Raw genomic sequence first — 23531 nt, 5'->3', positions numbered from 1 at the left:
CAGGACCGTGAAACGACTCTACGCCGATGATAGTGCGGATTCCCGTGTGAAAGTAGGTAATCGTCAGGCTCCCTAAGCCAAGAACCCCCGCCCGAACAGGCGGGGGTTTTTGCATTTGGGCGGCGAAAAGAGCGATCGCAGCGAGGCGGGTGCGCTGGCGCCGGCGGGCAGGTGAGCTGGCCGGGCAGGATCCTCACGTACGTCGCATCCGTGTCGCCGCCATCTCTGCGGCCACGACAGTAAGCTTGCATCGCTCGCAGAGCGGGAATCGTGTCGACGCCGAATCGTTTGATCTGACGACGTCAGGTCGACGCATCCGGTTCTTATCACGATCGACAGCATCGAACCCGCGCAGCGAGATCTACCACATCCGGAGGCTCTTGTTACCGCTGGCATCGAGCTCCACGCCGGCTTCCATCCCTTCGAACGATCGATCATCGGAACGCCGCCGATCGCCCTTTTGCAAGGCGAGGATTCGCCATTCGTCTGGCTGTCATTGGTGCTCGCTTCATGCTCGGAATGATCTCGTTTCCTGGCCTTTCTTCCGCTATTTGCCGCCTCGAGCGCACTGCACGACTAGCCGAATCGTCACGCCGTGGCGATCCCTCGTCGCGGCCTATCGGCATGCATATTTCATCTATCTCCGCTCAATATCGGTGATTGTGTTCGAAGTGTCGGTACTCGACCGACGCGTTCGCTGGCAGATCTTGGGGCTCTCGCGGGCAGAACGAGCCTGCAAAAGCGTGCCTGTCGGCGCGTGAACGATGAGCGAAACTGTCGTCAGGCCGTCCGCCGACGCCGAGACAACACGGAGACAAAAAAACTGATCTGCCGGGTCCGATGCCGTCGGAAGTTCGCGCTGTTGCTTTTGACGAGAACGGGGTGCCCGTTTCGAGGGACGTGGATTCTTCGACGAGCGAATAGGCAGTACCGCCGAAACCAGTCGCTATCCGAGCTCAACTGAACAAGGCGTGCATCGTATCGACACGTCGGTTGCGCGTGCGCAGCGCTGCTTCGCTGCGATAGGGCGACCAGGCACTCACGTTGGTCGGCTGGCACGAGGGGCGACGCAATGCGCGCTTGCACTGCTGTCCGTTCGCCGCGACGCCGACGCGCAGCTGATGTGGCAGCCACGCTCGCGTGCGCAGATCGTCGCGTATCAGCAGCTGCGAGACATCAAAGCCGGCCGAGCTGTCGGTGTCGCCCTGAGAGGCGTCATCGTCGCTGCCAGCCGCGATACGGTAGGTCGACGCGTCGTTCTGTAGCCACGCGCACGTGATCGCATCCGGAGCCATGGCGCTCGCGGTCGCCATCCCGTTCTCGGCCGTGATCGCATACCCGGCGTCGATTGCCGGCTTTAACGCGTCACCCTCCGCGAGGGCCGCCGCGTTTTCCGCGCGCCCTGAGGCGTGGCTCTCTGAAAGCGACTGCTACCCGATTGCCGCGATCCTTTCTGCGCGGCGCCACGCATTTGGCGTGTCGCCCGCATGGGCCGCAGAAGCTGCGAAGATCGGCGCGAGGGCAACAAGGAAGACCAGATTTCGCATACGGCGCGAGAGGGGAGGTTGGCTCGATCGCGCGGCGCGGAATGGTGCCGCGCCGGCTCTCTGTCTTCGGTGATGAGCAGGCGCCGGGCGGAGGGGCCCTATCCAGAGGTTAGATATGCCGCGGCGGCGCCGAGGAGCCTTTTACTCCGAACCGGAATCCGGCTTCAGCGTCGGTGTGCCGACAACCACTACAGAGGCGTCGGCCGTCCCATGCCTAGCGGTACGTCGGCGTGTTCCTGATGACCAACTTCATCCGCTCCGAGCCCTCTGCGGATGCCCCCGATCCGCCCGGCATGGAAATTGCGGATTTTTTTCATCTACCCGCTTGGCATTATGAGCCGGAGGCCGTATGATGGCGGTCTTTCGTTTTCAGCGAAGATGCAAATCGACGCTGAAGGCGGAGTCTGACGAGGATGTGGGCGCGCCGTGTGGCGGTCCTCTCGTGCTTGCCTCAGCCGGGCGAGCGTGGGTGTGGGTGAGTCGCGCAGGCGTGCTGGAAGAGAATGAAAATAATCTTCCGGATGTGCTTGACAGGAGTGCGATGCACCCCCATAATCGTCAGTTCTCTACGGAGGGGTGCCCGAGTGGCTAAAGGGGGCAGACTGTAAATCTGTTGGCTTACGCCTACGTTGGTTCGAATCCAACCTCCTCCACCAGAACATCAGCTTGAAGAGCGGCAGGGAATCGTTGGTAGCCCGTGCGGGTGTAGCTCAATGGTAGAGCAGAAGCCTTCCAAGCTTACGACGAGGGTTCGATTCCCTTCACCCGCTCCAGTTCGTGAAGTTGAAGCGTAAAAGCGCCCATGTGGCTCAGTGGTAGAGCACTCCCTTGGTAAGGGAGAGGTCGGCAGTTCGATCCTGCCCATGGGCACCAGCAGTACAAGTCGGTGTCTGTTTGCGCGCGGCGCAACCTGTGAAATTCCTTTTGGGAGTCGAAAATGGCCAAGGGTAAATTTGAGCGGACCAAGCCGCACGTGAACGTTGGTACGATTGGTCACGTTGACCACGGCAAGACGACGCTGACGGCAGCGATCACGACGGTTCTGACGAAGAAGTTCGGCGGCGAAGCGAAGGCATACGACCAGATCGACGCGGCACCGGAAGAAAAGGCGCGCGGCATCACGATCAACACGGCACACGTCGAGTACGAAACGGCTAACCGCCACTACGCACACGTCGACTGCCCGGGCCACGCTGACTATGTGAAGAACATGATCACGGGCGCAGCGCAGATGGACGGCGCGATCCTGGTGTGCTCGGCAGCAGACGGCCCGATGCCGCAAACGCGTGAGCACATCCTGCTGGCGCGTCAGGTTGGCGTTCCGTACATCATCGTGTTCCTGAACAAGTGCGACATGGTGGACGACGCTGAACTGCTCGAGCTGGTCGAGATGGAAGTTCGCGAACTCCTGTCGAAGTACGACTTCCCGGGCGACGACACGCCGATCGTGAAAGGTTCGGCAAAGCTGGCGCTGGAAGGCGACACGGGCGAGCTGGGCGAAGTGGCGATCATGAGCCTGGCAGACGCACTGGACACGTACATCCCGACGCCGGAGCGTGCAGTTGACGGCGCGTTCCTGATGCCGGTGGAAGACGTGTTCTCGATCTCGGGCCGTGGTACGGTTGTGACGGGTCGTGTCGAGCGCGGCATCGTGAAGGTCGGCGAAGAAATCGAAATCGTCGGTATCAAGCCGACGGTGAAGACGACCTGCACGGGCGTTGAAATGTTCCGCAAGCTGCTGGACCAAGGTCAAGCAGGCGACAACGTTGGTATCCTGCTGCGCGGCACGAAGCGTGAAGACGTGGAGCGTGGCCAGGTTCTGGCGAAGCCGGGTTCGATCACGCCGCACACGCACTTCACGGCTGAAGTGTACGTGCTGAGCAAGGACGAAGGCGGCCGTCACACGCCGTTCTTCAACAACTACCGTCCGCAGTTCTACTTCCGTACGACGGACGTGACGGGCTCGATCGAGCTGCCGAAGGACAAGGAAATGGTGATGCCGGGCGACAACGTGTCGATCACGGTGAAGCTGATCGCTCCGATCGCGATGGAAGAAGGTCTGCGCTTCGCAATCCGCGAAGGTGGCCGTACCGTCGGCGCCGGCGTCGTCGCCAAGATCATCGAGTAAGCCAGTTATTCGTTGATCGACAGTTTTGGGGCTGGCAACAGCCGGCCCCAGCATGGTTTAGGGGTATAGCTCAACTGGCAGAGCGTCGGTCTCCAAAACCGAAGGTTGGGGGTTCGATTCCCTCTGCCCCTGCCAAAAATCGCCACGTGGTCCCACGTGGCATTTGTTTTAAGGTGTTATGGCGAATCCATCCGTCGAAACTGTAAATACCTCCGGCGATAAGCTGATGCTGGCCCTGGGCGTATTGTTGGTCTTGGCCGGATTCGTGGGCTTCTTCTGGCTGGCCAACCAGCAGTGGTATGTCCGCGGTGCCGCATTGGCGGTAGGTATCATCGCCGGTGTGGCCGTCGGCCTGATGTCCGCACCTGGCAAGGGCCTTATCGCGTTTGCCAAGGATTCGTACAAGGAAGTCCGCAAGGTCGTTTGGCCCACCCGCAAGGAAGCCACGCAAACCACGCTCGTCGTGTTCGGTTTCGTGCTCGTGATGGCGATTTTTCTCTGGTTGAGCGACAAATCGATCGAGTGGGTGATTTTCTCGGCGATTCTGGGATGGAAATGATATGAGCGATACTCCGGCATCCCCGAGCGGAAAGCGTTGGTACGTCGTGCACGCCTACTCCGGTATGGAGAAGAGCGTGCAACGCGCGCTTCAAGAGCGCATCGAACGTGCTGGCATGCAGGACAAATTCGGCCAGATCCTGGTTCCGACCGAAGAAGTGGTCGAAGTCAAAGGCGGCCACAAGGCTGTGACCGAGCGTCGTTTCTTCCCTGGCTACGTGCTGGTGGAAATGGAAATGACGGACGAAACGTGGCACCTCGTGAAGAATACGGCGAAGGTCACGGGTTTCGTCGGCGGTGCGCGTAACCGCCCGACCCCGATTTCCCCGAAGGAAGTCGAAAAGATCATGTCGCAGATGCAGGAAGGCGTCGAGAAGCCGCGCCCGAAAACCCTGTTCGAAGTTGGCGAGATGGTGCGTGTCAAGGAAGGCCCGTTCACGGACTTCAACGGCACTGTCGAAGAAGTCAACTACGAAAAATCGCGCGTGCGTGTGTCGGTCACCATCTTTGGCCGCTCCACCCCGGTCGAACTCGAGTTCGGTCAGGTCGAAAAAGTTTGATCCCATTCGGTGGGCAGCCTCGGCTGCCCACCTTCGCGCTTACGGCCCGCGTTATGGCCGTTGAGGAGCGTCAGTAGCCAGCGGCGAACGCGCGTTATCACTCACCGAACGCCGCCTGGCGTTCCAACGAGGTTTACAAATGGCAAAGAAGATTGTCGGCTTTATCAAGCTGCAGATTCCTGCAGGTAAAGCCAACCCGTCGCCGCCGGTCGGTCCGGCACTGGGCCAGCGCGGCCTGAACATCATGGAGTTCTGCAAGGCGTTCAACGCGCAGACTCAAGGTATGGAGCCGGGTCTGCCGGTGCCGGTGGTCATCACGGCATTCGCTGACAAGAGCTTCACGTTCGTGATGAAGACGCCGCCGGCGACCGTCCTGATCAAGAAGGCGGCGAAGGTGGACAAGGGCTCGAGCAAGCCGCACACCGACAAGGTCGGTTCGATCACGCGCGCTCAAGCCGAAGAAATCGCGAAGACCAAGATGCCGGACCTTACGGCAGCTGATCTGGACGCAGCCGTTCGCACCATCGCTGGTAGCGCACGCTCGATGGGCATCACTGTGGAGGGCGTGTAAATGGCTAAGATCTCCAAGCGCCGTCAGGCATTTGCCGCCAAGGTCGACCGTCAGAAGCTGTATGCGATCGAAGACGCACTGGCACTCGTGAAGGAATGCGCGAGCGCGAAGTTCGACGAATCGATCGACGTCGCAGTTCAGCTCGGCATCGATGCGAAGAAGTCGGACCAGGTCGTTCGTGGTTCGGTCGTTCTGCCGGCAGGTACGGGCAAGTCGGTTCGCGTTGCCGTGTTCGCGCAAGGCGAGAAGGCCGAGCAGGCTCGTGCAGCAGGCGCGGAAATCGTCGGTATGGAAGACCTGGCTGAGCAGATCAAGGCTGGCCAGATGGACTTCGACATCGTGATCGCTTCGCCGGACACGATGCGTATCGTCGGTACGCTCGGTCAGATCCTCGGCCCGCGCGGCCTGATGCCGAACCCGAAGGTCGGCACGGTCACGCCGGACGTCGCGACGGCAGTCAAGAACGCGAAGGCTGGTCAGGTGCAATTCCGTGTCGACAAGGCCGGTATCATCCACGCGACCATCGGCCGTGCATCGTTCGAAGCAGCTGCACTGCGCTCGAACCTGTCGGCACTGATCGAAGCGCTGCAGAAGGCGAAGCCGGCAACGAGCAAGGGTGTCTACCTGCGCAAGGTCGCACTGTCGAGCACGATGGGCGTTGGCCTGCGTGTCGACCAAGCTACGCTGGCAGCACAGTAAGCAAGTATTCGGGCCGCTTCGTTCGCGAAGCGGCCTACATGGGCTTTGGGCGGTTGTTCGTGCAGTAGGGCGGGCAACCGGTTATCAAAGACCGTTGGTGGGGCGCAGCAGGCAGGCGATCCCTTAATTCAAGCCAACGCAGATGGCGAACCCGAAAAAGTTTTGCAGTGGTGAAGCCGCAGGTCGTGAAGCGATTCACGGCGTGAGGTGGAAATACTCCTAACGAGGTCGGACGCCGTTGTTGAACGAGGTGCGTGAGGTTTCGGCCATGCCGGCCGCACCGAACGTATCGTTTCTGGAGGCTAACCGTGCCGCTTAATAGAGAAGACAAGCAAGCCGTCGTCGCTGAGGTTGCCGCGCAAGTCGCGAAGGCCCAGACCGTTGTGCTGGCTGAGTATCGTGGAATTGCGGTTGGCGATCTGACCAAGCTGCGCGCGCAAGCGCGTGAGAAGCAGGTGTACCTGCGCGTGTTGAAGAACACGCTGGCGCGTCGCGCTGTTGAAGGTACGCCGTTTGCTCCGCTGGCAGAGCAGATGACTGGTCCGTTGATCTACGGCATCTCTGAAGATGCAATTGCCGCTGCTAAGGTCGTCAACGACTTCAGCAAGGGCAATGACAAGTTGGTCATCAAGGCTGGTTCGTTCGATGGCAAGGTGATGGACAAGGCTGGCGTGCAAGCGCTGGCAAGCATCCCGAGCCGTGAAGAACTGCTCTCGAAGCTGCTGTTCGTTATGCAGTCGCCTGTTTCGGGCTTCGCGCGTGCTCTCGCCGCGCTGGCCGAGAAGAAGCAAGCGGAAGCTGCGTAAGCGAACATGCATCAGCGTCACTGATCGCTGGCTGTATTCGAATTCAATTTAGGAGTATTTCAAATGGCAATCGCAAAAGAAGACATCCTGGCAGCAGTCGAAGGGATGACCGTTCTGGAACTGAACGAACTGGTCAAGGCATTCGAAGAGAAGTTTGGCGTGTCGGCAGCTGCAGTGGCAGTCGCTGGCCCGGCAGGCGGCGGCGCTGCTGCTGCTGCAGAAGAGAAGACCGAATTCACGGTCGTCCTGACTGAAGCAGGCAGCAACAAGGTTGCAGTCATCAAGGCAGTTCGCGAACTGACGGGCCTGGGCCTGAAGGAAGCGAAGGACGTCGTTGACGGCGCACCGAAGGCTGTCAAGGAAGGCGTCGACAAGGCTGCTGCTGACGAAGCCAAGAAGAAGCTGGAAGACGCGGGCGCGAAGGTCGAAGTCAAGTAAGTTTCGACGCGCTGTGCGAAGGCTGGCGGTATTTTCACCGCCGGCCTTTTTGTGCTTTGTGGGGACGTTATTCTGGCACTCTTTTGGGAGCCCGAATAATCGGCCCCAGAAGCCAAAGAAAACCGCCAAATCGTTGTCAATGGTCACGATTGGCGTTTCTCTTTGTCTTCTGAAGCGACTGCAGAAGGCAAGTTTGGTCGGGTAGCGGGCAACACAGGCATCCGCTGCCGTCAGCCAGCGGTTGGTAGCGGCCAACCACCAAGCTTCTCGGCTCGTTCAAGCCATCGGGCGGCCATCGGGTCTCAGTCGGTGAACACTCGGGTTAGAAACGTCCAGGTATCCCGCCTCGACAGCACCCGCCGTGATTCGGAGATCGTATGCAATATTCCTTCACCGAGAAGAAGCGCATTCGCAAGAGTTTCGCGAAGCGCCCCATCGTTCACCAAGTTCCGTTCTTGCTGGCTACCCAGCTTGAATCATTCAGCACGTTTCTGCAAGCCGATGTGCCGGGCACGCAACGCAAGCCTGAAGGTTTGCAGGCCGCCTTCACATCGGTATTTCCCATTGTTTCGCACAACGGTTTCGCGCGCCTCGAGTTCGTGAGCTATGCGCTGTCCTCGCCGGCATTCAACATCAAGGAATGCCAGCAGCGGGGCCTGACGTACTGCTCCGCGCTGCGCGCGAAGGTCCGCCTCGTCATCCTCGACAAGGAATCGCCGAACAAGCCGGTCGTCAAGGAAGTGAAGGAGCAGGAAGTGTACATGGGCGAAATTCCGCTCATGACGCCGACGGGCTCGTTCGTCATCAACGGCACCGAGCGTGTCATCGTCTCGCAGCTGCACCGTTCGCCGGGCGTGTTCTTCGAACACGACAAGGGCAAGACGCACAGCTCGGGCAAGCTGCTGTTCTCGGCACGGATCATTCCGTACCGCGGCTCGTGGCTCGACTTCGAATTCGATCCGAAGGACATCCTGTACTTCCGCGTCGACCGTCGCCGCAAGATGCCGGTCACGATCCTGCTGAAGGCCATCGGCCTCACGCCGGAACAGATCCTCGCGAACTTCTTCGTGTTCGACAACTTCACGCTGATGGACGAAGGCGCGCAACTCGAGTTCGTGCCCGAGCGCCTGCGTGGTGAAGTCGCGCGCTTCGACATCACGGATCGCGACGGCAAGGTCATCGTCCAGAAGGACAAGCGGATCAACGCGAAGCACATTCGCGACCTCGAAGCCGCGAAGACCAAGTTCATCTCGGTGCCGGAAGACTATCTGCTCGGCCGCGTGCTGGCGAAGAACGTCGTCGACGGCGACACCGGCGAAGTGATCGCGAGCGCGAACGACGAAGTCACGGAAAGCGTGCTCGAGAAGTTGCGCGAAGCGGGCATCAAGGAAATCCAGACGCTCTACACGAACGATCTGGACCAGGGTCCGTACATCTCGTCGACCCTGCGTGTCGACGAAACGACCGACAAGACGGCCGCGCGCATTGCGATCTACCGCATGATGCGTCCGGGCGAGCCGCCGACCGAAGAAGCGGTCGAGGCGCTGTTCAACCGTCTGTTCTACAGCGAAGAAGCGTACGACCTGTCGAAGGTCGGCCGTATGAAGTTCAACCGCCGCGTCAGCCGTGACGAGATCACCGGCCCGATGACGCTGCAGGACGACGACATCCTCGCGACGATCAAGATCCTCGTCGAGCTGCGCAACGGCAAGGGCGAAGTGGACGACATCGACCACCTCGGCAACCGCCGCGTGCGTTGTGTCGGCGAACTGGCGGAAAACCAGTTCCGCGCGGGTCTCGTGCGTGTCGAGCGCGCGGTCAAGGAACGCCTCGGCCAGGCCGAAAGCGAAAACCTGATGCCGCACGACCTGATCAACTCGAAGCCGATTTCGTCGGCGATTCGCGAGTTCTTCGGTTCGTCGCAGCTGTCGCAGTTCATGGACCAGACCAACCCGCTGTCGGAAATCACGCACAAGCGCCGTGTTTCCGCACTGGGCCCGGGCGGTCTGACGCGCGAACGCGCAGGCTTCGAAGTTCGTGACGTGCACCCGACCCACTATGGCCGCGTGTGCCCGATCGAAACGCCGGAAGGTCCGAACATCGGCCTGATCAACTCGCTCGCACTGTACGCGCACCTGAACGAGTACGGCTTCCTCGAGACGCCGTACCGCAAGGTCGTGGACAGCAAGGTGACCGACCAGATCGATTACCTGTCGGCGATCGAGGAAGGCCGCTACATGATCGCTCAGGCGAACGCCGCGATCGACGAGAACGGCCAGCTGGTCGACGAACTCGTGTCGTCGCGTGAAGCCGGCGAAACGATGATGGTCACGCCGGACCGTATCCAGTACATGGACGTCGCGCCGTCGCAGATCGTGTCGGTTGCAGCCTCGCTGATCCCGTTCCTCGAACACGACGATGCGAACCGTGCACTGATGGGTTCGAACATGCAGCGTCAGGCCGTGCCGTGTCTGCGTCCGGAGAAGCCGGTCGTCGGTACGGGCATCGAGCGCACCTGTGCGGTCGACTCGGGTACGACGGTTCAGGCGTTCCGTGGCGGCGTCGTCGACTATGTCGACGCAGGCCGTATCGTGATTCGCGTGAACGATGACGAAGCCGTCGCGGGTGAAGTCGGTGTCGACATCTACAACCTGATCAAGTACACGCGTTCGAACCAGAACACGAACATCAACCAGCGTCCGATCGTGAAGATGGGCGACAAGGTCTCGCGCGGCGACGTGCTGGCCGACGGCGCCTCGACGGACCTGGGCGAGCTCGCGCTCGGCCAGAACATGCTGATCGCGTTCATGCCGTGGAACGGCTACAACTTCGAGGATTCGATCCTGATCTCGGAGAAGGTGGTCGCCGACGATCGCTACACGTCGATCCACATCGAAGAGCTGAACGTCGTTGCACGCGACACGAAGCTCGGGCCGGAAGAAATCACGCGCGACATCTCGAACCTGGCGGAAGTCCAGCTCGGCCGTCTCGACGAATCGGGCATCGTGTACATCGGTGCGGAAGTCGAAGCGGGCGACGTGCTGGTCGGCAAGGTCACGCCGAAGGGCGAGACCCAGCTGACGCCGGAAGAGAAGCTGCTGCGCGCGATCTTCGGCGAGAAGGCATCGGACGTGAAGGACACGTCGCTGCGCGTGCCGTCGGGCATGAGCGGTACCGTGATCGACGTCCAGGTGTTCACGCGTGAAGGCATCCAGCGCGACAAGCGTGCGCAACAGATCATCGACGACGAACTGAAGCGCTACCGTCTCGACCTGAACGACCAGCTGCGCATCGTGGAAGGCGACGCGTTCCAGCGTCTCGCGCGCATGCTCGTGGGCAAGGTCGCGAACGGCGGCCCGAAGAAGCTCGCGAAGGGTACGAAGATCGACCAGGCTTACCTGGAAGACCTCGACCACTACCACTGGTTCGACATCCGCCTGGCGGACGACGAAGCAGCGGCGCAGCTCGAAGCGATCAAGAACTCGATCGAAGAAAAGCGTCACCAGTTCGACCTCGCGTTCGAAGAGAAGCGCAAGAAGCTCACGCAAGGCGACGAACTGCCGCCGGGCGTGCTGAAGATGGTCAAGGTGTACCTCGCGGTGAAGCGCCGTCTGCAGCCTGGCGACAAGATGGCAGGCCGTCACGGTAACAAGGGTGTCGTGTCGAAGATCGTCCCGATCGAAGACATGCCGTACATGGCCGATGGCCGTCCGGCTGACGTCGTGCTGAACCCGCTCGGCGTGCCGTCGCGGATGAACGTGGGTCAGGTTCTGGAAGTGCACCTCGGCTGGGCCGCGAAGGGCCTCGGCTGGCGTATCGGCGAAATGCTGCAGCGCCAGGCGAAGATCGAGGAAATGCGTTCGTTCCTGACGAAGATCTACAACGACTCGGGCCGCAAGGAAGATCTGGAAAGCTTCACCGACGACGAGATCCTCGAACTCGCGAAGAATCTGCGCGAAGGCGTGCCGTTCGCGACGCCGGTGTTCGACGGTGCGACCGAGGAAGAAATGGGCAAGATGCTCGACCTCGCGTTCCCGGACGACATCGCCGAACAGCTCGGCATGAACCCGTCGAAGAACCAGGTCCGTCTGTACGACGGCCGCACGGGTGAAATGTTCGAACGTCGCGTGACGCTTGGCTACATGCACTACCTGAAGCTGCACCACTTGGTCGACGACAAGATGCACGCGCGTTCGACCGGCCCGTACTCGCTCGTGACGCAGCAGCCGCTGGGTGGTAAGGCGCAGTTCGGTGGCCAGCGTTTCGGTGAAATGGAAGTGTGGGCACTCGAAGCGTACGGCGCGTCCTACGTGCTGCAGGAAATGCTGACGGTGAAGTCGGACGACGTGAACGGCCGGACCAAGGTCTATGAGAACCTGGTCAAGGGTGATCACGTCATCGATGCAGGCATGCCGGAATCCTTCAACGTGCTCGTGAAGGAAATCCGCTCGCTCGGTATCGATATCGATCTCGACCGCAATTAATCGGACTACGGAGAGAAGGCAATGAAAGCTCTGCTCGATCTATTCAAGCAAGTCCAACAGGAAGAAGTTTTCGACGCGATCAAGATCGGTCTGGCCTCGCCGGACAAGATCCGTTCGTGGTCGTTCGGCGAAGTGAAGAAGCCGGAGACCATCAACTACCGTACGTTCAAGCCGGAACGCGATGGTCTGTTCTGCGCGAAGATCTTCGGGCCGATCAAGGACTACGAGTGCCTGTGCGGCAAGTACAAGCGTCTGAAGCACCGCGGCGTGATCTGCGAGAAGTGCGGCGTCGAAGTGACGCTGGCGAAGGTGCGTCGCGAACGCATGGGCCACATCGAGCTGGCCTCGCCGGTCGCGCACATCTGGTTCCTGAAGTCGCTGCCGTCGCGTCTGGGCATGGTGCTCGACATGACGCTGCGCGACATCGAACGCGTGCTGTATTTCGAAGCGTACGTGGTGATCGAACCGGGCATGACGCCGCTGAAGGCGCGGCAGATCATGACCGAAGAGGATTACTACAACAAGGTCGAGGAATACGGCGACGAATTCCGTGCCGAGATGGGCGCGGAAGGCGTGCGTGAACTGCTGCGCGCGATCAACATCGACGAGCAGGTCGAGACGCTGCGCACCGAGCTGAAGAACACCGGCTCGGAAGCGAAGATCAAGAAGTACGCGAAGCGCCTGAAGGTCCTCGAGGCATTCCAGCGCTCGGGCATCAAGCCCGAGTGGATGATCCTCGAAGTGCTGCCGGTGCTGCCGCCGGAACTGCGTCCGCTCGTGCCGCTGGACGGCGGCCGTTTCGCGACGTCGGACCTGAACGACCTGTATCGCCGCGTGATCAACCGTAACAACCGGTTGAAGCGTCTGCTCGAGCTGAAGGCGCCTGAAATCATCGTCCGCAACGAAAAGCGGATGCTGCAGGAAGCCGTCGACTCGCTGCTCGACAACGGTCGTCGCGGCAAGGCGATGACGGGCGCGAACAAGCGTCCGCTGAAGTCGCTCGCCGACATGATCAAGGGTAAGGGCGGTCGTTTCCGTCAGAACCTGCTGGGCAAGCGCGTCGACTACTCGGGCCGTTCGGTCATCGTGGTCGGCCCGACGCTGAAGCTGCACCAGTGCGGTCTGCCGAAGCTGATGGCGCTCGAACTGTTCAAGCCGTTCATCTTCAACAAGCTGGAAGTGATGGGCGTCGCGACGACCATCAAGGCTGCGAAGAAGGAAGTCGAGAACCAGACGCCGGTGGTGTGGGACATCCTCGAAGAGGTGATCCGCGAGCACCCGGTGATGCTGAACCGTGCGCCGACGCTGCACCGTCTCGGTATCCAGGCGTTCGAACCCGTGCTGATCGAAGGCAAGGCGATCCAGCTGCACCCGCTCGTCTGCGCGGCGTTCAACGCCGACTTCGACGGTGACCAGATGGCCGTTCACGTGCCGCTGTCGCTCGAAGCGCAGATGGAAGCGCGTACGCTGATGCTGGCGTCGAATAACGTGCTGTTCCCGGCCAACGGCGATCCGTCGATCGTGCCGTCGCAGGATATCGTGCTGGGTCTGTACTATGCGACCCGCGAAGCGATCAACGCCAAGGGCGAAGGCCTGTCGTTCACCGGCGTGTCGGAAGTGATCCGCGCGTACGAGAACAAGGAAGTCGAGCTGGCGTCGCGCGTCAACGTGCGGATCACCGAAATGGTTCGCAACGAGGACACGTCGGAAGGCGCGCCGCAATTCGTGCCGAAGATCTCGCTGTACGCGACGACCGTCGGTCGCGCGATCCTGTCGGAGATCCTGCCGCACGGCCTGCCGTTCTCGGTGCTGAACAAGCCGCTGAAGAAGAAGGAAATCTCGCGCCTGATCAACACCGCATTCCGCAAGTGCGGTCTGCGTGCGACGGTCGTGTTCGCCGACCAGCTGATGCAGTCGGGTTTCCGTCTCGCGACGCGTGCCGGTATTTCGATCTGCGTGGACGACATGCTCGTGCCGCCGCAGAAGGAAACGATCGTCGGTGACGCCGCGAAGAAGGTGAAGGAGTACGACCGCCAGTACATGTCGGGTCTCGTCACCGCGCAGGAACGCTACAACAACGTGGTCGACATCTGGTCGGCAACGTCGGAAGCGGTCGGCAAGGCGATGATGGAGCAGCTGTCGACGGAGCCGGTGACGGACCGCGACGGTAACGAGACGCGCCAGGAGTCGTTCAACTCGATCTACATGATGGCCGACTCGGGCGCCCGGGGTTCGGCGGTGCAGATTCGTCAGCTGGCCGGTATGCGAGGCCTGATGGCGAAGCCGGACGGCTCGATTATCGAGACGCCGATTACCGCGAACTTCCGCGAAGGCCTGAACGTGTTGCAGTACTTCATCTCGACCCACGGTGCACGTAAGGGTCTGGCTGATACGGCACTGAAGACCGCGAACTCGGGTTACCTGACGCGTCGTCTCGTCGACGTCACGCAGGATCTGGTGGTGGTCGAGGACGATTGCGGCACGTCGAACGGCGTGGCGATGAAGGCGCTGGTCGAAGGCGGTGAAGTCGTCGAAGCGCTGCGTGACCGTATCCTCGGCCGCGTCGCGGTCGCGGACGTTGTGAACCCGGAAACGCAGGAAACGCTGTACGAATCGGGCACGCTGCTCGACGAAACGGCGGTCGAGGAAATCGAACGCCTCGGCATCGACGAAGTGCGCGTGCGCACGCCGCTGACCTGCGAAACGCGTTACGGTCTGTGCGCGGCCTGCTATGGCCGTGACCTGGGCCGCGGCTCGCTCGTGAACGTCGGCGAAGCAGTCGGCGTGATCGCGGCACAGTCGATCGGTGAACCGGGCACGCAGCTGACGATGCGTACGTTCCACATCGGTGGTGCGGCATCGCGTGCGGCGGTGGCGTCGTCGGTCGAAGCGAAGAGCAACGGTATCGTGCGCTTCACGGCCACGATGCGTTACGTCACCAACGCGAAGGGCGAGCAGATCGTCATTTCGCGTTCGGGCGAGGCGCTGATCACCGACGATATCGGCCGCGAGCGTGAACGTCACAAAATCCCGTACGGCGCGACGCTGTTGCAGCTCGACGGCGCGGCGATCAAGGCCGGCACGCAGCTGGCGACGTGGGATCCGATGACGCGTCCGATCATCACCGAGTACGGTGGTACGGTGAAGTTCGAGAACGTCGAGGAAGGCGTGACCGTCGCGAAGCAGATCGACGACGTGACCGGCCTGTCGACGCTGGTCGTGATCGACGTGAAGCGTCGTGGTTCGCAAGCTTCGAAGAGCGTGCGTCCGCAGGTGAAACTGCTCGACGCGAACGGCGAGGAAGTGAAGATCCCGGGCACGGAACACGCAGTGCAGATCGGCTTCCAGGTCGGCGCACTGATCACCGTGAAGGACGGCCAGCAAGTGCAGGTGGGTGAAGTGCTTGCACGTATCCCGACCGAAGCGCAGAAGACGCGTGACATTACCGGCGGTCTGCCGCGGGTGGCGGAACTGTTCGAAGCGCGTTCGCCGAAGGATGCCGGCATTCTCGCGGAAGTCACCGGTACGACGTCGTTCGGCAAGGACACGAAGGGCAAGCAGCGTCTCGTCATCACGGACCTCGAAGGCAATCAGCACGAGTTCCTGATCGCGAAGGAAAAGCAGGTGCTGGTCCACGATGCTCAGGTCGTCAACAAGGGCGAAATGATCGTGGACGGCCCGGCCGATCCGCACGACATCCTGCGTCTGCAGGGTATCGAGGCGCTGTCGCGCTACATCGTCGACGAAGTGCAGGACGTGTATCGTCTGCAGGGCGTGAAGATCAACGACAAGCACATCGAGGTGATCGTTCGCCAGATGCTGCGTCGTGTGCAGATCACCGACAACGGTGATACGCGCTTCATCCCGGGCGAACAGGTCGAGCGTTCCGACATGCTGGACGAGAACGATCGCATGATCGCCGAGGACAAGCGCCCGGCATCGTACGACAACGTGCTCCTCGGTATCACGAAGGCGTCGCTGTCGACCGACTCGTTCATCTCGGCGGCATCGTTCCAGGAAACGACCCGCGTGCTGACCGAAGCGGCGATCATGGGCAAGCGCGACGATCTGCGTGGCCTGAAGGAAAACGTGATCGTCGGCCGTCTGATTCCGGCCGGTACGGGTCTCGCGTTCCACAAGGCGCGCAAGGCGAAGGAGATGTCCGACCGCGAGCGTTTCGACCAGATCGCTGCGGAAGAGGCATTCGACTTCGGTACGCCGAGCGCGCCGGCGGAAGAGCCGCAACACCCGGCAGCCGAGTAAGCACGGGCGGCGCGAGCCGTCTTACGTTGCTGTATTCGCTGTCATCGAAGCCGCCCGGTCCGCCGGGCGGTTTTTTTTATCCGTCGTTCACGTGCATGACGGGCTTGCCGCACGGCTGCGCAGGCCCGTCATGCGCGCGCACGAACCTTGTCCGATGGGCCAACGTTGCACGATTCGCCGCGCGCTGCGCGAGCGGGTTGTTAAAATTGCGGTCATCGTTCCGCCGTCCTCCTTCTCATTCATGTCCCGCGCCCTCGAAATCCTCGACGAAGTCTTTGGTTATTCCGCATTTCGCGGCCAGCAGGGCGAAATCGTCGAACACGTCGCCGGCGGCGGCGATTGCCTCGTGCTGATGCCGACCGGCGGCGGCAAGTCGCTGTGCTACCAGATTCCGGCGCTGCTGCGCCGCGAGGCGGGGCAGGGCGCGGGCATCGTCGTGTCGCCGCTGATCGCGCTGATGCAGGACCAGGTCGCCGCGCTCAGCGAAGTCGGCGTGCGCGCGGCGTATCTGAACTCGACGCTGTCGGGCGCCGAAGCCGCGGCGACCGAGCGCGCGCTGCGCGAAGGCGAGATCGATCTGCTGTACGTGGCGCCCGAGCGGCTGATGACGGGGCGCTTCCTCGAGCTGCTCGAACGCGCGAGGATCGGCCTGTTCGCAATCGATGAGGCACACTGCGTGTCGCAGTGGGGTCACGACTTCCGTCCCGAATACATTCAGCTGTCGGTGTTGCACGAGCGCTTCCCGTCGGTGCCGCGTATCGCGCTGACGGCCACCGCCGACGCGATCACGCGCGACGAGATCATCCATCGCCTCGCGCTCGACGATGCGCGCGTATTCGTGTCGAGCTTCGATCGCCCGAACATCCGGTACCGGATCGTCGAGAAGGACAACGCGCGCTCGCAGCTGCTCGACTTCATCCGCGCGGAGCATACGAACGCGGACGGCACGACCGACGCGGGGGTTGTCTACTGCCTGTCGCGCCGCAAGGTCGAGGAAACGGCCGAATGGCTGAAGGCGCAGGGCGTGCGTGCGCTGCCGTACCACGCGGGGATGGAGTTCGAGGTGCGGCAGAAGCACCAGGAAATGTTCCAGCGCGAGGAAGGCGTCGTGATGTGCGCGACCATCGCGTTCGGCATGGGCATCGACAAGCCGGACGTGCGCTTCGTCGCGCACCTCGATTTGCCCAAGAGCGTCGAAGGCTATTACCAGGAAACGGGCCGTGCGGGCCGCGACGGGATGCCGGCGAACGCGTGGATGGCGTATGGCCTCGGCGACGTCGTCCAGCAGCGCAAGATGATCGACGAGTCGGATGCGGACGACGCGCACAAGCGCGTCCAGACGTCGAAGCTCGACGCGCTGCTCGGGCTGTGCGAGACGATCTCGTGCCGCCGCGTGCGATTGCTGAACTACTTCGGCGAGGCGAGCCAGCCGTGCGGCAACTGCGACACCTGCCTCGAGCCGCCCGATTCGTGGGATGCGACGCGCGAGGCGCAGATGGCGCTGTCGTGCGTGTTCCGCGCACAGCGCGCGAGTGGCTTCAATTTCGGCTCGAGCCATCTGATCGAGATCCTGCGCGGTGGCCGCACCGAGAAGGTGCTGCAGCGCGGTCACGACCAGCTCAGCACGTTCGGGATCGGTGCGTCGCTGTCCGAGCCCGAGTGGCGCGCGATTTTCCGGCAGCTCGTCGCGTACGGCTATCTGGCGGTCGACCATGGTGGATTCGGCGCGCTCATGCTGACCGAGGCCGCGAAGCCGGTGCTGAAGAACGAGGAGAAGGTCACGCTGCGCCGCTACGTGAAGCCGCAGCGCACGCGTCAGTCGTCCAGCCGCGGCGGCACGCGGGTCGACCCGACGGCCGGCATGGGCGCGCGCGAGCGGGCCCGCTGGGATGCGTTGCGTGCGTGGCGCGCGGAAACCGCGAAGTCCGACGGTGTGCCGGCCTATGTGATCTTCCACGACGCCACGCTCGCCGAAATCGCGCGAAATGCGCCCGAGACCATCGAGGACCTGCGCCATATCCCCGGCATGGGCGTGCGCAAGCTCGAGCGCTTCGGCGACGAGCTCATCGACGTCGTCGAGTCGGCATGACACAGGCGTTCCGACCCTTCCGGTAAACCGCTCGCGCGGCCGGCAAATCACGCAAGCCGTTGACTTAGTTGGTATTTCCGGAATATGATGTTGGGTTCCGGTATTCGGCAGGTCACGTCGCGTTCCAACGTTCGTGTCCGTATCGCCGGTGTCGGAAGTCAACTGTGCGTCGATTCTCGCTTTGCCCGAAATCGATGTGCAGATTTTGTTCAATTTCAGGAATAAACAATGCCAACCATCAACCAACTGGTTCGCAAAGGCCGTCAGTCGGAAACGACGAAGAGCAAGAGCCCGGCCCTGCAGGACTGCCCCCAGCGTCGCGGCGTGTGCACCCGTGTGTACACGACGACGCCGAAGAAGCCGAACTCGGCACTCCGTAAGGTCGCCAAGGTTCGTCTGACGAACGGCTTCGAAGTGATTTCGTACATCGGCGGTGAAGGCCACAACCTGCAGGAGCACTCGGTTGTGCTGATCCGCGGCGGCCGTGTGAAGGACTTGCCGGGTGTGCGTTACCACATGGTTCGCGGCTCGCTGGATACCCAGGGCGTCAAGGACCGTAAGCAAGCGCGCTCGAAGTACGGCGCGAAGCGTGCAAAGGCTGCCAAGTAAGCAGTTTTTGATCAGGGATCGCCCAAGGGCGGTCAAGGCGGGAGTGCCGGATTGCCGGTGCTGTCGAGTAAGTGGTCACCCGGCCAAGCTGGTTAGTCGTGAAGATGTGATCGGGTTTGTTGGTGGCCGCGGGGCTGGATACAGCTCCAACTGAACAGGTAAAGGAAGAATCATGCCGCGTCGTCGCGAAGTCCCCAAGCGGGAAGTGTTGCCGGATCCGAAGTTCGGCAACGTTGATGTAGCCAAGTTCATGAACATGCTGATGCTGTCCGGCAAGAAGTCGGTCGCAGAGCGCATCGTTTATGGCGCATTCGAACAAATCCAGACCAAGGGTGGCAAGGACCCGCTGGAAGTGTTCACGGTTGCGCTCAACAACGTGAAGCCGGTGGTCGAAGTGAAGAGCCGCCGCGTTGGTGGTGCCAACTATCAGGTTCCGGTCGAAGTGCGCCCGTCGCGTCGTATGGCATTGGCGATGCGCTGGCTGCGCGAGGCTGCGAAGAAGCGCAGCGAGAAGTCGATGGCTCTGCGCCTGGCAGGTGAACTCTCCGAAGCGGCCGAAGGCCGTGGCGGCGCGATGAAGAAGCGCGACGAAGTTCACCGCATGGCAGAAGCCAACCGCGCGTTCTCGCATTTCCGTTTCTAAGCGCCTGTCAGGGCTGTTAGCGGAAATAAATTCCGGGCGGGTGCGCTTTTCAGGCGCCTCGCCCGTTTGTGTTGAAGCATGATGCAGCAGGGCTGCATCATGTCATCCCAGTAGAGGATCAAAGTGGCTCGCAAGACTCCTATCGAGCGCTACCGAAATATCGGTATTAGCGCTCACATCGACGCCGGCAAAACGACGACGACCGAGCGCATTCTGTTTTACACCGGTGTGAACCACAAGATCGGTGAAGTCCACGACGGCGCAGCCACGATGGACTGGATGGAGCAGGAACAGGAGCGTGGCATCACGATCACGTCCGCTGCTACCACGGCCTTCTGGAAGGGCATGGGCGGCAACTATCCGGAACACCGCATCAACATCATCGACACCCCGGGCCACGTCGACTTCACGATTGAAGTGGAGCGCTCGATGCGCGTGCTCGACGGCGCGTGCATGGTGTACTGCGCAGTGGGCGGCGTGCAGCCGCAGTCGGAAACGGTGTGGCGCCAGGCCAACAAGTACAAGGTTCCCCGTCTCGCGTTCGTCAACAAGATGGACCGTACCGGCGCGAACTTCTTCAAGGTCTACGACCAGCTCCGTCTGCGCCTGAAGGCGAACCCGGTTCCGGTCGTGGTGCCGATCGGTGCGGAAGAAGGTTTCAAGGGTGTCGTCGACCTGATCAAGATGAAGGCGATCATTTGGGACGAGGCGTCGCAAGGTACCAAGTTCGACTACGTGGACATCCCGGCGGAACTCGTCGACACGTGCAACGAATGGCGTGAAAAGATGGTCGAGGCGGCTGCCGAGTCGAACGAAGACCTGATGAACAAGTACCTGGAAGCAGGCGAGCTGTCGGAAGCCGAGATCGTGAAGGGTCTGCGTGACCGTACGATCGCGTGCGAAATCCAGCCGATGCTGTGCGGTACCGCGTTCAAGAACAAGGGCGTGCAGCGTATGCTCGACGCCGTGATCGATTTCCTGCCGTCGCCGGTCGACATCCCGCCGGTTACGGGTGAACTCGAAAATGGCGAGAAGACGGAGCGCCGTGCGTCCGACGACGAGAAGTTCTCGGCACTCGCGTTCAAGATCATGACCGACCCGTTCGTCGGCCAGCTGATCTTCTTCCGCGTCTACTCGGGCGTCGTCAATTCGGGCGACACGCTGCTCAATGCGACCAAAGACAAGAAAGAGCGTCTCGGCCGTATTCTGCAGATGCACGCGAACCAGCGCGAAGAAATCAAGGAAGTTCGCGCAGGCGACATCGCTGCTGCGGTCGGCCTGAAGGAAGCGACCACGGGCGACACGCTGTGCGATCCGGCACATCCGATCGTGCTCGAACGCATGATTTTCCCGGAGCCGGTGATTTCGCAGGCCGTCGAGCCGAAGACGAAGGCTGACCAGGAGAAGATGGGCCTGGCGCTCAACCGTCTCGCTCAGGAAGATCCGTCGTTCCGCGTGCAGACCGACGAAGAGTCGGGTCAAACCATCATTTCGGGCATGGGCGAGCTCCACCTCGAAATTCTGGTCGACCGGATGAAGCGTGAATTCGGCGTGGAAGCAACCGTCGGCAAGCCGCAGGTCGCCTACCGCGAAACCATTCGCAAGTCGGCCGCGGACGTCGAAGGCAAGTTCGTCAAGCAGTCGGGTGGTCGTGGTCAGTATGGCCATGCGGTCATTACGCTCGAGCGCAGCGAACTGGGCAAGGGCTACGAGTTCGTCGACGCGATCAAGGGCGGCGTGATTCCGCGCGAATACATCCCGTCGGTTGACAAGGGTATCCAGGAAACGCTGAAGAGCGGCGTGCTGGCAGGCTTCCCGGTTGTCGACGTGAAGGTCACGCTGACGTTCGGTTCGTACCACGACGTCGACTCGAACGAAAATGCGTTCCGCATGGCCGGTTCGATGGCGTTCAAGGAAGCGATGCGTCGTGCGGATCCGGTTCTGCTCGAGCCGATGATGGCCGTGGAAGTGGAAACGCCGGAAGACTTCATGGGTAACGTGATGGGTGACCTGTCGGGTCGTCGCGGCATCATCCAGGGCATGGATGACATGGTAGGCGGCGGCAAGATCGTGCGCGCCGAAGTGCCGCTGTCGGAAATGTTCGGCTACTCGACGTCGCTGCGTTCGCTGACGCAGGGTCGCGCAACGTACACGATGGAGTTCAAGCACTACGCTGAAGCTCCGAAGAACGTTGCAGAAGCGATCATCAGCGCGAAGACGAAGTAATTCGTTATCACAATCGATTATTTTTGAAAGAAGAGAATCATGGCAAAAGGTAAATTCGAGCGGACCAAGCCGCACGTGAACGTTGGTACGATTGGTCACGTTGACCACGGCAAGACGACGCTGACGGCAGCGATCACGACGGTTCTGACGAAGAAGTTCGGCGGCGAAGCGAAGGCATACGACCAGATCGACGCGGCACCGGAAGAAAAGGCGCGCGGCATCACGATCAACACGGCACACGTCGAGTACGAAACGGCTAACCGCCACTACGCACACGTCGACTGCCCGGGCCACGCTGACTATGTGAAGAACATGATCACGGGCGCAGCGCAGATGGACGGCGCGATCCTGGTGTGCTCGGCAGCAGACGGCCCGATGCCGCAAACGCGTGAGCACATCCTGCTGGCGCGTCAGGTTGGCGTTCCGTACATCATCGTGTTCCTGAACAAGTGCGACATGGTGGACGACGCTGAACTGCTCGAGCTGGTCGAGATGGAAGTTCGCGAACTCCTGTCGAAGTACGACTTCCCGGGCGACGACACGCCGATCGTGAAAGGTTCGGCAAAGCTGGCGCTGGAAGGCGACACGGGCGAGCTGGGCGAAGTGGCGATCATGAGCCTGGCAGACGCACTGGACACGTACATCCCGACGCCGGAGCGTGCAGTTGACGGCGCGTTCCTGATGCCGGTGGAAGACGTGTTCTCGATCTCGGGCCGTGGTACGGTTGTGACGGGTCGTGTCGAGCGCGGCATCGTGAAGGTCGGCGAAGAAATCGAAATCGTCGGTATCAAGCCGACGGTGAAGACGACCTGCACGGGCGTTGAAATGTTCCGCAAGCTGCTGGACCAAGGTCAAGCAGGCGACAACGTTGGTATCCTGCTGCGCGGCACGAAGCGTGAAGACGTGGAGCGTGGCCAGGTTCTGGCGAAGCCGGGTTCGATCACGCCGCACACGCACTTCACGGCTGAAGTGTACGTGCTGAGCAAGGACGAAGGCGGCCGTCACACGCCGTTCTTCAACAACTACCGTCCGCAGTTCTACTTCCGTACGACGGACGTGACGGGCTCGATCGAGCTGCCGAAGGACAAGGAAATGGTGATGCCGGGCGACAACGTGTCGATCACGGTGAAGCTGATCGCTCCGATCGCGATGGAAGAAGGTCTGCGCTTCGCAATCCGCGAAGGTGGCCGTACCGTCGGCGCCGGCGTCGTCGCCAAGATCATCGAGTAATATCGACGATCCGCGGATCCCTCCGGGGTCCGCGATTCCACGGTAGGCAGTTGTACCGTCGAAACCGGGTGTCCAGTTTGATCTGGCACCCGGTTTTGTCTTTGTGGCGCGTGCGTCGCTGTATTGACAAACGCGCACCACCGCTCCGAATTTTCGTGTAGAATCGCGGGCTTAGCAGTGGAAGTACCGTTCGGGACGTGTCGCCTCGCTCCCCGCAGGCAACAGGTTTCGCGTTCTTTTAGTGTCCGGCGATGCAACATCGCCTCGCTCTTTTCAAGGAATCGTCATGCAGCAACAGAAAATCCGCATTCGCCTGAAGGCTTTCGACTATCGTTTGATCGATCAATCGGCTGCCGAGATCGTCGATACCGCGAAGCGGACTGGTGCAATCGTCCGTGGCCCGGTGCCGCTGCCGACGCGCATCCAGCGTTTTGACATCCTGCGTTCGCCGCACGTCAACAAGACGTCGCGCGATCAGCTCGAAATCCGTACCCACCAGCGCCTGATGGACATCGTCGATCCGACCGACAAGACGGTTGACGCGCTGATGAAGCTCGATCTGCCGGCTGGCGTCGACGTGGAAATCAAGCTGCAGTAAGGCTTTCAGCGCCAACCGGCTTGTCGGGTGGCGCTAAGTCTTTGATTGCTTGCGGAAATCGAGAGGTCGGGCTATAATGCTT

General features: G+C 61.3%; 16 protein-coding genes and 4 tRNA genes. 19 read left to right on the top strand and 1 reads right to left on the bottom strand.

Annotated features, from left to right (window positions below):
- Positions 1 to 956: 956 nt before the first annotated feature.
- A complete protein-coding gene (locus ACVK00_RS28990; RefSeq protein WP_284888427.1) occupies positions 957 to 1313 on the bottom strand; it encodes a hypothetical protein in 357 nt (118 codons plus the stop codon).
- A gap of 804 nt (positions 1314 to 2117) precedes the next feature.
- Here ACVK00_RS28990 and ACVK00_RS28985 point away from each other — a divergent pair.
- From ACVK00_RS28985 to rpsJ, 19 genes are all read left to right on the top strand, one after another.
- Positions 2118 to 2203 (top strand) — tRNA-Tyr (locus ACVK00_RS28985).
- Between the two features lie 43 nt (positions 2204 to 2246).
- Positions 2247 to 2320, top strand: a tRNA-Gly gene (locus tag ACVK00_RS28980).
- A gap of 25 nt (positions 2321 to 2345) precedes the next feature.
- Positions 2346 to 2420 (top strand) — tRNA-Thr (locus tag ACVK00_RS28975).
- Positions 2421 to 2484: 64 nt separating this feature from the next.
- Positions 2485 to 3675, top strand: a complete 1191-nt coding sequence (tuf, locus tag ACVK00_RS28970; protein ID WP_011350666.1) for an elongation factor Tu — start codon at positions 2485 to 2487, stop codon at positions 3673 to 3675.
- Positions 3676 to 3734: 59 nt separating this feature from the next.
- A tRNA-Trp gene (locus tag ACVK00_RS28965) sits at positions 3735 to 3810 on the top strand.
- A gap of 43 nt (positions 3811 to 3853) precedes the next feature.
- The gene (gene secE / locus ACVK00_RS28960) at positions 3854 to 4234 is read left to right on the top strand and encodes a preprotein translocase subunit SecE (RefSeq protein ID WP_006753590.1); all 381 of its coding nucleotides are present in this window, start codon (positions 3854 to 3856) and stop codon (positions 4232 to 4234) included.
- A gap of 1 nt (position 4235) precedes the next feature.
- On the top strand, positions 4236 to 4793 hold the full coding sequence (gene nusG / locus ACVK00_RS28955; RefSeq protein WP_006400672.1) for a transcription termination/antitermination protein NusG: 558 nt from the start codon (positions 4236 to 4238) through the stop codon (positions 4791 to 4793).
- Between the two features lie 139 nt (positions 4794 to 4932).
- Positions 4933 to 5364 (top strand): 50S ribosomal protein L11, encoded by a 432-nt coding sequence (gene rplK, locus ACVK00_RS28950; protein ID WP_006753591.1) that lies wholly within the window; start codon positions 4933 to 4935, stop codon positions 5362 to 5364.
- The gene (rplA, locus tag ACVK00_RS28945) at positions 5365 to 6063 is read left to right on the top strand and encodes a 50S ribosomal protein L1 (protein ID WP_006759673.1); all 699 of its coding nucleotides are present in this window, start codon (positions 5365 to 5367) and stop codon (positions 6061 to 6063) included. It abuts the gene before it with no gap.
- Between the two features lie 308 nt (positions 6064 to 6371).
- Complete coding sequence (gene rplJ, locus ACVK00_RS28940) at positions 6372 to 6869, top strand: 50S ribosomal protein L10 (RefSeq protein WP_006753593.1); 498 nt, start codon at positions 6372 to 6374, stop codon at positions 6867 to 6869.
- A 63-nt stretch (positions 6870 to 6932) separates the two neighbouring features.
- Positions 6933 to 7307, top strand: a complete 375-nt coding sequence (rplL, locus tag ACVK00_RS28935; RefSeq protein ID WP_006759674.1) for a 50S ribosomal protein L7/L12 — start codon at positions 6933 to 6935, stop codon at positions 7305 to 7307.
- Positions 7308 to 7684: 377 nt separating this feature from the next.
- Entirely contained in the window at positions 7685 to 11791 is a 4107-nt protein-coding gene (gene rpoB / locus ACVK00_RS28930) for a DNA-directed RNA polymerase subunit beta (RefSeq protein WP_105834654.1), read from the top strand.
- 21 nt (positions 11792 to 11812) lie between these two features.
- Positions 11813 to 16054, top strand: coding sequence for a DNA-directed RNA polymerase subunit beta' (gene rpoC / locus ACVK00_RS28925; RefSeq protein WP_105834653.1), 4242 nt, complete (start codon positions 11813 to 11815; stop codon positions 16052 to 16054).
- 241 nt (positions 16055 to 16295) lie between these two features.
- Entirely contained in the window at positions 16296 to 18143 is a 1848-nt protein-coding gene (recQ, locus tag ACVK00_RS28920; RefSeq protein ID WP_228906554.1) for a DNA helicase RecQ, read from the top strand.
- A 228-nt stretch (positions 18144 to 18371) separates the two neighbouring features.
- The gene (rpsL, locus tag ACVK00_RS28915) at positions 18372 to 18752 is read left to right on the top strand and encodes a 30S ribosomal protein S12 (RefSeq protein WP_006400662.1); all 381 of its coding nucleotides are present in this window, start codon (positions 18372 to 18374) and stop codon (positions 18750 to 18752) included.
- 172 nt (positions 18753 to 18924) lie between these two features.
- Entirely contained in the window at positions 18925 to 19395 is a 471-nt protein-coding gene (rpsG, locus tag ACVK00_RS28910) for a 30S ribosomal protein S7 (RefSeq protein WP_006477195.1), read from the top strand.
- Positions 19396 to 19518: 123 nt separating this feature from the next.
- Positions 19519 to 21621 carry an elongation factor G gene (gene fusA, locus ACVK00_RS28905; protein WP_011350673.1) on the top strand — a complete coding sequence of 701 codons (2103 nt, stop codon included), beginning with the start codon at positions 19519 to 19521 and terminating at the stop codon, positions 21619 to 21621.
- 39 nt (positions 21622 to 21660) lie between these two features.
- Positions 21661 to 22851 (top strand): elongation factor Tu, encoded by a 1191-nt coding sequence (gene tuf / locus ACVK00_RS28900; protein WP_011350666.1) that lies wholly within the window; start codon positions 21661 to 21663, stop codon positions 22849 to 22851.
- A gap of 286 nt (positions 22852 to 23137) precedes the next feature.
- Positions 23138 to 23449, top strand: a complete 312-nt coding sequence (gene rpsJ / locus ACVK00_RS28895; RefSeq protein ID WP_004199280.1) for a 30S ribosomal protein S10 — start codon at positions 23138 to 23140, stop codon at positions 23447 to 23449.
- Positions 23450 to 23531: the final 82 nt, after the last annotated feature.

This window comes from Burkholderia sp. PvR073 (genome assembly GCF_054055695.1).
The sequence above is the reverse complement of the archived record's forward strand: the minus strand, read 5'-3'. Positions and strand labels throughout refer to the sequence as shown.